The sequence below is a fragment of the Chitinimonas sp. genome (assembly GCF_036568685.1).
In the GTDB taxonomy this organism is placed as follows: domain Bacteria; phylum Pseudomonadota; class Gammaproteobacteria; order Burkholderiales; family Chitinimonadaceae; genus Chitinimonas.
Genome location: NZ_DATCSC010000148.1, coordinates 40,875 through 50,148 on the forward strand (window position 1 = coordinate 40,875; position 9,274 = coordinate 50,148).

Below are 9,274 nucleotides of genomic sequence, written 5' to 3' on the forward strand. Positions count from 1 at the left end.
AAAGCCCCGGTCATCTGGCCGGGGCTTTTCTATTGGCAGCAAGGAGCAGCAAACCGCTTATTTCGCTTCCTTGCTCTTCTCAGCAGGCTTGCCCCCCGCCCCGCGTATCTGCACAAAGCGCTGCAGCAGATCAAACCAGAACGGCGCACCAAACAGCACCGAGGTCGCCGTCACAAACCAGCCCAAAAACTGGATCAACAGCACCTGCGTTCCCTGCGCCCCCGGCATCTCTCGCCAGCCCATGGGCAGCGTCTGGTCGCGCGCCGTGTTCAGCAGCTGCTGGGCCGCCTCCACGCTCTGGGTCTGGATGGTGAACGTCCCGACAGCATCGCCAGTGCGCCACAAGGTATCCATCAGGTGGAAGGTGTCGATATTGAACATACCGGCAATCACCAGCGCGATCACAAAGCAGTAGAGCTGCGACTGCCGCTTGTAATGCCCCGCCACCCGCTCCATGCCGGCATCAAACCAGCTCGAAACCGACTGCTTGAAGGCCGCCACCGACTGCCCCGAGCGGTCATAAAAGCCGCGCAGCAACTGCTTGAGCTGCGGGTCGGCAATCTTGTCGATCGCCTCACCCAGCTTGGCAAAATCATCCGCCGCTACGCCCAGGCCCTCCACCAGCGCCTCCGCAAAGCGCGCCGCATCCACATAAGACGGCAGCGGCCCCAGGCCCTTGATCGTATCGGCCTGGCCATTGCCACAGGGGTGGATCAAAGCATTGTTGTAGAGCGCCAGCGTCAGGCCCGGCGCATCCGCCTTGCCCTTCTCATTGAGCAGCGCCCGTACCCCGCTCAACAGCGACTTCGCCCGCAGCCGCAAGGTCGAGGCGATCCCCTCGTAGACCGAGCTGGTCAACAGCGACACGGCGGCATAGCAAGACACCAAGCCAATGGCGGTCTCCAAAACACGACTATTGAACATTCCATCCCTCCTTTACATTGCTTTATCTGATCGGTGTTCAAGCCGGCTAGCATAAGCCATGGCGCACTCGTTCGGCATGTCGAGGAGCCCACCATGCCGCCGTCCCCCTATTTTCAACCCAATCGGCATTGGTCGACGAACGGCAGCGTCGGCCTGCGAACGGGTCCAGTACCGTCCCTGGCGCCGCGTCCCCGCATCGTCCCTCGGCCGGGTGGCATGCTCGCCTTGGCTGCACTAGCATGAATCTCGGTCAGTCTCACAGGTGACGACATGGCAACTACCCCGCTAGCCGGCATGACCAAGGTCGATCGCTGGCAGATAAGCCGTCAGAAGGCCTTCAAGGCAGTTCCCGACGAAGGCCGGACGATTACCTACCTCGGCAAGAAATTCCACGTCTACCCAGACACCTTCTGGCCCTTCCTGGACAGCCAGCCGCTGGTGCGCAATTTCCGCATCAAGCCGGGCGAGAGCGTGCTCGATGTCGGTACCGGGTCTGGCGTCATCGCCGTCTTCGCCTGCTATCAGCAAGCCGCCCGCGTACTGGCGCTGGACCTCAATCCGGCCGCCATCCGAAGTGCCAGCCACAATGCCCGCGCGCATGGCTTCGAGGCAGTGATGGAGGTACGCCGTTCCGACCTGTTCGAAAACGTAGGCGACGAGCAATTCGACGTCATCACCGCCAACCTGCCGTTCCGCGACAAACCGGCGCACGACATCGTAGCGCGCTCGCAATGGGACACCGGCTTCCAGACCAATACCCGCTTTTTCCAAGACGTCGGCAAATACCTCAAACCCGGCGGACGCATCTATTTTGCACACTCCAATTTCGGTGCCGTGGACGAAGTCCGGCGGCTGGCCAAGGCCGCCGGCTTCCGCATCCGCCTGATCGCCAGCAGCGCGGCCGACGCCCCGGAAGCCCGGCAGTTCTACGCCTTCCTTATCAAGCCTGCCGTGGCCACCTAACACAATGGACGACCTGCTCCACGCCATCAATACGCTGCGCAACGTGCCGCGTGCACCTTGGCGGGAGCAGGTACAGCGGGTAGCGGTGATACTGACCAGCTCCCGCTCTGGTTCCACACTGTTCAAGGCGGCACTGGCCCAGCACCCCGACATCGCCGCGCTCGACGGCGAGGCGGAACCCTACCTGGCCCTGACCGGCAACGGCTTCGCCAGCAACAGCGCCTGCCGCAGCGATGCCTTCATCCACCCAGAGAACGCCGACGCATTGGCGGACAATATCTTCGACGACCTCACCATCGCAACGCAGCACCTGCCGCCGCTGCCAGAGCTGAAGAAGCGCTGGCACCAGCGCCTGCTGCTGCAGTTTCCCGCCCTGTTCACACAGCCGCACCAACACACCCGTCTTGTGCATGCCTTGGACGAATCGTTCGCCCAACCTGCCGGCGCAGACGGCAAGGCACTGGAACAGGCCGTGCTGGGCACAGTCTTCCGGAACGAGCGCTGGCGCATCGGCTATTACGACGGCAAGGACGGCGCCGCCGAAGGCATCCCCTTCGGCACAGAAGCCAAGCTCGAAGAACCGCCCTTCGTCCTGCCCAAGCTGCAGCGCCGCAGCTTTACCGCCGACGACCTCCGCAGCAAGGTCCTGCTGTTCAAGACACCGTCAGACGCCTACCGCATCGGGCTCTACGAGCGGTTGTTCCCGCAAGCCGAAATCCGCTACCTCCACCTGGTGCGCGGCTTTGCCCAATGTGTAAATGGCCTCATGGACGGCTGGCTGTCGCCAACCGGCTTCTTCGCGCACGACATGGAACGCGCCGGCGTGCCGCTGGCGATCCGCGGCTACTCAGACCAGCGCCCCTTCGGCCAGCGCTGGTGGAAGTTCGACCTGCCGCCAAACTGGCGCGATTTCACCGCATCCAGCCTGGAAGAGGTCTGCCTCAACCAGTGGCTATCCTGCCACCGCAGCATCCTCGATAGCGGCGTTACCGCACATCGCCTCGCCTTCGAAGACTTCCTCGACGCACCAGCCACCGTACTGGCCCGTGCCTGCGCCTGGCTGGGCCTGCCCCCCATGCCACACGCACCCGAGCTGCCCGTGACCATGGCCACAGAAGCGCCAGGCCGCGGGCGCTGGCGCAAGCGCAACGAAACCTTGCTGGCCATGGCGCAGCGCCCACCGGTGGCAAGCATGATGCAGGCGCTGGGTTACACGATGGAGCCGGCAACATGGCAATGACCCGTCGCCTGCTGTCGCCATACCTCATGGGCCAGCGCCGCAACGGCCTGGCGCGCGTCGCGCAACTGGACCAGCACGCCTGGGAGTTGGTCGCGCTGGACGACGCCACGGCCGAGCGCATCACCGACAAAAGCGAGCAGATGCGTAGCATGGGCCGCATCTATGCACGCCTGGCAGAGCGCGTGTGCGATGCCGCCGCGGCCGGCCAGCGGCCATTGAGCATCGCCGGCGATTGCGTATCGACCCTGGGCGTCCTGGCCGGGCTGCAGCAGGCGGGGCGCCAGCCGCAGCGCATCCTCTGGCTCGATGCGCATGGCGACTTCCACACCTGGGGAACCACCCAGACCCAATACCTGGGCGGCATGCCACTGGCCATGCTGGTTGGTCGCTCAGACCGCCGCCGGCATGCACGTGACGATATCCACGCCCTGCGCGCCACCGTAGGGGTGCGCCCCTACCCGGAAGCACAGCTGGTCCTGTCCGACGCACGCGACCTCGACCCCGGCGAAGACGAAGCCCTGGCCCAATCCGCCATCGTCCGCTGCGATCTGGACGAAGTGCTGACCCACCTCTCGCCGCACGAGAGCCTGTATGTGCATTTCGATACCGACGTACTGGATGCCCGGCAAGAGATGCCCGCACTGAAATACCACGTACCACACGGGCCCAGCCTGGCCGACATGGCCACCCTGTTCACCCAGCTGCGCAACTATCCCCTGGTAGCGGTATCGGTATCGGCATGGCACGCCGATCAAGACAAAGACGACCAGGCCGCGCGCGCCTGCCTGAACCTGCTGCAGGTACTGCTACCCGGCTAAGGTCGCCGCCCCCGGCTGAAGACGGCATGCTCATGCAGCACCGCCAGCACCCGCTCGGTGCAGGCAGCCAGGTCCAGCTTGGCCGTGTCGAGCCTCAGCTCGGGCGCCTCTGGTGCCTCGTAGGGCGAAGAGATACCGGTGAACTCACTGATCTCGCCAGCACGCGCGCGCCGGTACAAGCCCTTCACGTCGCGCTGCTCGCACACTTCGAGCGGGCAATGGCAGTGGACTTCGATGAAATCGCCGGCCGGCATCAGGGCGCGAGCCCTGGCGCGGTCGGCACGGTAAGGTGATATGAGCGCCGCCAGCACAATCATCCCCGCCTCGGCAAACATCCTGGCCATCTCGCCCGCGCGGCGGATGTTCTCGGCCCGCTCCTGCGGCGAAAAGCCCAGATCCGAGCACAACCCCCGGCGCAGATCATCCCCATCCATCACCACGCAATGGCAGGCCGCCCGTTCCAGCCGCTCCGCGAGCGCGCGCGCCAACGTCGTCTTGCCGGCGCCAGACAGCCCGGTAAACCATACGACCATGCCACGGTGCCCGTTCAGTTCCTCACGGCGGCGGAGCTTGAGGTTGGCAGAATCCATGGAACCACTATATACGCTGGGTAAGGCAGGTGCAGCGTGCGTACGGTACTGATCATCGGCGCCGGCTTCTCCGGCGTCGCCTGCGCCGTGCAGCTATTGCGGCGCAGCGGCACGCAGCCCTTGCGCATCCTGCTGCTGAACCGCAGCGGGCGCATGGCGCGCGGCCTCGCCTACGGCACGCAAAGCCCGCAGCACACCCTCAACGTACCGGCCGGAAAGATGAGTGCCCTGCCGGACGATCCCACGCACTTCCTGCGCTACGCCCGGGCGCGCGACAGCTGCATCGACGCCAACGCCTTCGTACCGCGCAGCGTCTACGGCAACTACCTCGAATGGCTGCTGGAACTAGCACGGCAAACAGCACCGGCACATGCCTCGCTGAACTACGTGGGCGGCGTGGTAACCCGCCTGCAAGCACAGGCCGGAGGCGGGCTACAGGCACAACTGGAGGACGGCCGCACCCTGCATGCCGACAAGGTCGTCCTGGCCCTCGGCCACTTCCCGTCCAGCGACCCAGCGGTGGACGACATGTCCTTCTACGCCAGCCCACGCTACCAGCGTGATCCCTGGGACGTGCAGCAGCTCGGCACCCTCGCCCCAGCGGCACCCGTGCTCTTGCTGGGTAGCGGCCTCACCGCCATGGACGTCGCCCACAGCCTGCTGCGGCAACATCCCAACCGCCCCATCATCGCCGTCTCGCGCCACGGCTTGCTACCGCAGGCCTATGCCCCATCCGCCCCCCTGCCGCCCGGCGCGCCGTCCGGTCCTGCCGAAGCTACCCCGGTGCTCGCCAGCCTGCGGGCCTTCCGCAGCCAATTGCACGCACTGGCAGCCCAGGGTCTGGGCTGGCACGACGCCCTGGCCGCCCTGCGCCCCCGCACCGCCGCCATCTGGCAAGCCTGGTCACCCGCGCAACGGCGGTGCTTCCTGCGTCACGTACAACCGTATTGGGATACCCACCGCCATCAACTGGCCCCCACCACCCAGCAGCAGATCGCAACCGCAATGGCGCAGGGCACCTTGCAGATACTCGCAGCACGCATTACCGGCTACCGCGAAGACAGCGAGGCGGTCCATGTCCGCCTCCGGCCGCGGGGGCAAGCCCAATGCACCGAGCTGCGCGCCACGCGCGTCATCAACTGCACCGGCCCCTGCCGCAGCCCGCGCCACACTGGCAATCCACTGGTCGCGCAATTGCTGGCCGACGGCATGCTGCGCACCGATGCACTGGGGCTGGGCATCGACACCGGCCCCCATTGCGCCGTGCTCAATGACCAAGGCCGGGCCGCACCCGACCTGTACTACCTCGGCCCCTGGCTGAAGGCGAACTACTGGGAAGCAACCGCCGTCCCCGAGCTACGCTGCTTCGCCGCCCAAGTGGCAAGCGCCTGCCTGGCGTAAGAGACCTAATTGGCCGGCTAGCGTCCTGGCTGGCAAAGCCCATTGGTCGGCGACGGGTACCAAACCGCCGCCCGAACCAGATCACCCGCACACAGCAGGCGGGCCAGCCCGTGCATCACGCCCACATTTCCCTACAGCACCAGCTCCCAGGTCTCATTGACCATGTCCTGGCCAAAGGCATGCACCGGCTCCTCCCCCACCAGCCGGTAGCCCTTGCTCTGGTAGATATGCCGCGCCTCCTTCTGCTGGTCCGTCGTCCACAGCCGCATGGTGTGGTAGCCCGCCGCGCGGGCAAAGGCATGGCACTCATCAACAAGGCGCGACCCTAGCCCATAGCCACGCGCTTCCTCCTCCACCAGCAAGAGCCGCAGCTTGGCCACACCCGCCTCACCACTGCGCGCCACGGCAACAGACCCCACCGGCCTGCCCGCCATCTCCGCTATCCAGCACTGCTCCAGCGCCGGGTCAAAGTCGCGCTCAAAGTCCGCGCAAATCTGCGCCACCAACGCCTCAAAGCTGCTGTCCCAACCCTGCAGCCGGGTATAGATCTCGCCATGCCGGCGGGTAATCCACGCCATATCCCCCGCCCTATGCGCGCGCAGCACAAAGGGCTGGGCGTACTTCATCCCCACCTGCTGGTCCAGCAGCCCCTGTATGGTCTGCATCGCGTCCAACAGCCGCAACTGGTCCGGGTCAGAGAGGCGCGCCAGCATATCCCCCACCTCCTCGCGTGACCGCCTGTCAAAAGGCGCAAACACCACCCGGCCATGCTCGGTCAGGTGCAGCACCTTGCTGCGCCCGTCGGTGGCCGAGGGCGCCTTGCTCACCATCCCCGCGTTTTCAAACTTAGCCACGATGCGGCTTAGGTAGCCCCTATCCAGCCCCAAATCACGGCACAGCACCGCAGAAGCCTGGTCGCCATGGTGCGCCAGCTCATACAGCACCCGCATCTCGGTCAGCGTGAATTCGCTGTGCAGCAACCCCTCGCGCAGCACACCAATCTGGCGGGTAAAAAAGCGGTTAAAGGCGCGTATCGCAGCAACGCGGTCGTCAAAGTCAGGGGCAGACATGGCAAGCCTCGGCAAACAAAGGTTGCCCAAACTGTCGCGCAGTTTGTTGACTCAGTCAACATATTGCCAAGCACCGACCGCGTCGCGACCAGCCACCCCCAGCGCTACAATCGCCTCCAGGCCTTGCACCCAGCCCAAGGGTAGCCTCCTAGCCGCAGGCAGAACATCAGGTCAGGCAGACAGCACATCAGGTCACACATGCCCACAGAGATCAGCATCAATCCAGCAAGCGGCCACATCCTGTTTGGCGGCTTGGAGATCACCCCACTCACCACCATCGCCAGTCTCGGCAGCAGCTTCGCCATAAGCGAGGAACGCTTGGTCTCGGTCTACGGCCAAAACGTCCCCTGCCGCTTCGCCCACGCCACCCTGCAGGCAGAAGGCACGACCTTCGAGCTGGGCCTGCGCTTCGAGCGCAACATCCTGGTCAGCGCCAGCCTCGCCCTCTCCACCCCGGCCCTGCGTGCGCAGACAGAAGCCGACTTCTATCAGGCCCTGGAGCCTACCCGGCGCCTGCACGAGCGCTGGCTCAAACAGCAGTTAGGCGACATTTCCAGCAGCTACGCCAAGTTCCCCTGGGGCGTGGCCGGCGTCGCGCAAGACAAGAGCGACAACATCTACATCTACCTGCACAACCGTAACAACAGCTGGGCGTTAGGCCACCGATAAAGATTGCCTCGGATTGAGAGTGGCGCCGGATTTGTGACCTGGCCCGTGGTCAGCTAGAAGGGCGGAGCGGGTATCACTTTTTGTGCTTGAGAGTTGTAAAAGTGTCTGAAAACGAAGTGTTAGTTTGCAAGTGTTGGCAGTATTTCTTAGGATAAAGGCAATGTTAATGCATATCCGACATAAATCATCAGCCAACCGTAATCTCAGCACGAGAAACTAGGCTTAGATTAGGATTGAAATAGCAGATAACTTTCTATACAGAAAAACCTATTGCAGCCCTAGCCCTTTGAATTTCAGTGATTGACATGCAGCAACTTCTCACCAAGTTTTAGATCTTCTTAACCACCCGAATGATTAGCATTTCTCGACGGAGGCAGCGATGAAATTTCTGAATATTGGTCTTTTATTGATTTCCTTGACAGGATGTTCAACTGCATACCAAGCCAACAGCCTAACAGGTGGCTTTAGCGAAACACAACTCGATACCAACCTATTCAAAGTGACGTTTCAAGGAAACGGCTTCACCAAGCCAGAAGCAGTCGAAGAAATGGCTTTGCTGCGTAGTGCAGAATTGACGTTAAAGCATGGCTTTACACACTTTGTCGTGGTGAATACGCAATCACGGAACAACGTAGCAGCGGTTACAACACCTACGCAATCGTATACTACAGCCAATGCGACGGCATTCGGCAATACCGCATATGGGTCCTCGCAAACAACGACTTACGGCGGGCAGACCTTTCTAATCGCCACCCCCAGTGCCTCAAACACCATCCTATGCTTCAAGGGGAAGCCCGATACACAAGCACTTGCATATGACGCATCATTCATCTGCAGTAGTTTAGGCCAAAAATATGGCGCCAGTTGTGGGCAGAAATAAATTTATTCTAAGTAACACTCTGACTTGGTTTTTTTGGGCATTAATGAGATTTGAGATTTATGGTCAGGTCTTGCAATCTAACAATTTCATGTGTGATTGCAAGACTTGGCCCCAATTCCAGGCGCGAACTGAAAACATATATAGGTGACTAACATTGAAATTAACCGGCGAGAGTTGGCCCGTCCGGGCTGAATGAAGTATTAGGTAATTTTCGCCATACAGCTTTTAACGCCAAAACCTTGTTTCATTAATCCAAAGATCACCGATGTTTACGGGCGTCCAGGCCACATTTCAGTACGCCACTGCTTTAGATACGTTTCGGCTTCTTGTTCAGGCACTTCATCTTCTTCGGGATCAAAGTCGCCTTTAAGCCAACGGTCCAAAAGAGGCCGAATTTCATGTTCTTCTGCGGACCAACTGCCATCTCGCTTTGCCCGTTCTAGTACCCCATGGAAGAAGCTGTTACCAGACAATGAGGAGCGAAATATTTCAACAGGCGTGCCTGTCATGTAATCAAAGATGAAGTAATGGAGCGCCATGTGAGGAGAGGCCTAACTTTGGAAGTAACGCATGTATCGGCATGAAAGTTGGAAAGTTGGGGTCAGAAGTTGGGGTCAGATACCGTCTTGAATAGCAAGCCCAGGTTGTCCGTGATTTGCATCAAACGGCTTGCCGGACGTGATCACCCCATAGATCAGGTGGGCCAGCTTGCGCATCAC

Annotated in this window: 10 protein-coding genes; 6 read left to right on the forward strand and 4 right to left on the reverse strand. The window is 61.8% G+C overall.

The genetic code is table 11. The features are described from left to right. Nucleotides 1-57: 57 nt before the first annotated feature. A complete protein-coding gene (locus VIM95_RS22050; protein ID WP_331990058.1) occupies nt 58-924 on the reverse strand; it encodes a hypothetical protein in 867 nt (288 codons plus the stop codon). A 270-nt stretch (nt 925-1,194) separates the two neighbouring features. Between VIM95_RS22050 and VIM95_RS22055 the strand changes: the two genes are divergently transcribed. From VIM95_RS22055 to VIM95_RS22065, 3 genes are read left to right on the forward strand one after another with little or no spacing between them, the layout of a single operon-like run. Next, nucleotides 1,195-1,887, forward strand: coding sequence for a methyltransferase (locus VIM95_RS22055; RefSeq protein WP_331990060.1), 693 nt, complete (start codon nt 1,195-1,197; stop codon nt 1,885-1,887). A gap of 4 nt (nt 1,888-1,891) precedes the next feature. Further along, nucleotides 1,892-3,127, forward strand: coding sequence for a hypothetical protein (locus tag VIM95_RS22060; protein ID WP_331990062.1), 1,236 nt, complete (start codon nt 1,892-1,894; stop codon nt 3,125-3,127). After that, a complete protein-coding gene (locus VIM95_RS22065) occupies nt 3,118-3,945 on the forward strand; it encodes an arginase family protein (RefSeq protein ID WP_331990064.1) in 828 nt (275 codons plus the stop codon). Before VIM95_RS22060 ends, VIM95_RS22065 begins: the two co-directional genes overlap by 10 nt. Here VIM95_RS22065 and cysC read toward each other — a convergent pair. After that, entirely contained in the window at nt 3,942-4,535 is a 594-nt protein-coding gene (gene cysC, locus VIM95_RS22070) for an adenylyl-sulfate kinase (protein WP_331990066.1), read from the reverse strand. The two genes, VIM95_RS22065 and cysC, sit on opposite strands and share 4 nt — an antisense overlap. A gap of 36 nt (nt 4,536-4,571) precedes the next feature. Between cysC and VIM95_RS22075 the strand changes: the two genes are divergently transcribed. Then, on the forward strand, nt 4,572-5,936 hold the full coding sequence (locus tag VIM95_RS22075; protein WP_331990068.1) for an FAD/NAD(P)-binding protein: 1,365 nt from the start codon (nt 4,572-4,574) through the stop codon (nt 5,934-5,936). Between the two features lie 131 nt (nt 5,937-6,067). Here the strand turns inward: VIM95_RS22075 and VIM95_RS22080 are convergent, their stop codons facing one another. Next, nucleotides 6,068-7,006: a bifunctional helix-turn-helix transcriptional regulator/GNAT family N-acetyltransferase gene (locus VIM95_RS22080; RefSeq protein ID WP_331990069.1), complete on the reverse strand. Its 939-nt coding sequence runs from the start codon at nt 7,004-7,006 to the stop codon at nt 6,068-6,070. A 198-nt stretch (nt 7,007-7,204) separates the two neighbouring features. Here VIM95_RS22080 and VIM95_RS22085 point away from each other — a divergent pair, with 198 nt between their 5' ends. Together VIM95_RS22085 and VIM95_RS22090 are read left to right on the forward strand one after the other, a co-directional pair. Next, complete coding sequence (locus VIM95_RS22085; protein WP_331990071.1) at nt 7,205-7,675, forward strand: hypothetical protein; 471 nt, start codon at nt 7,205-7,207, stop codon at nt 7,673-7,675. A 379-nt stretch (nt 7,676-8,054) separates the two neighbouring features. Further along, a complete protein-coding gene (locus VIM95_RS22090) occupies nt 8,055-8,555 on the forward strand; it encodes a CC0125/CC1285 family lipoprotein (protein ID WP_331990073.1) in 501 nt (166 codons plus the stop codon). A gap of 269 nt (nt 8,556-8,824) precedes the next feature. Here the strand turns inward: VIM95_RS22090 and VIM95_RS22095 are convergent, their stop codons facing one another. Next, the gene (locus tag VIM95_RS22095; RefSeq protein WP_331990075.1) at nt 8,825-9,094 is read right to left on the reverse strand and encodes a hypothetical protein; all 270 of its coding nucleotides are present in this window, start codon (nt 9,092-9,094) and stop codon (nt 8,825-8,827) included. Nucleotides 9,095-9,274 lie beyond the last annotated feature (180 nt).

Coding starts and splice junctions, on each gene's coding strand:
- VIM95_RS22050 (WP_331990058.1), bottom strand. CDS start 924: ATGTTCAATAGTCGTGTTTTGGAGACCGCCATTGGCTTGGTGTCTTGC.
- VIM95_RS22055 (WP_331990060.1), top strand. CDS start 1,195: ATGGCAACTACCCCGCTAGCCGGCATGACCAAGGTCGATCGCTGGCAG.
- VIM95_RS22060 (WP_331990062.1), top strand. CDS start 1,892: ATGGACGACCTGCTCCACGCCATCAATACGCTGCGCAACGTGCCGCGT.
- VIM95_RS22065 (WP_331990064.1), top strand. CDS start 3,118: ATGGCAATGACCCGTCGCCTGCTGTCGCCATACCTCATGGGCCAGCGC.
- cysC (WP_331990066.1), bottom strand. CDS start 4,535: ATGGATTCTGCCAACCTCAAGCTCCGCCGCCGTGAGGAACTGAACGGG.
- VIM95_RS22080 (WP_331990069.1), bottom strand. CDS start 7,006: ATGTCTGCCCCTGACTTTGACGACCGCGTTGCTGCGATACGCGCCTTT.
- VIM95_RS22085 (WP_331990071.1), top strand. CDS start 7,205: ATGCCCACAGAGATCAGCATCAATCCAGCAAGCGGCCACATCCTGTTT.
- VIM95_RS22090 (WP_331990073.1), top strand. CDS start 8,055: ATGAAATTTCTGAATATTGGTCTTTTATTGATTTCCTTGACAGGATGT.
- VIM95_RS22095 (WP_331990075.1), bottom strand. CDS start 9,094: ATGGCGCTCCATTACTTCATCTTTGATTACATGACAGGCACGCCTGTT.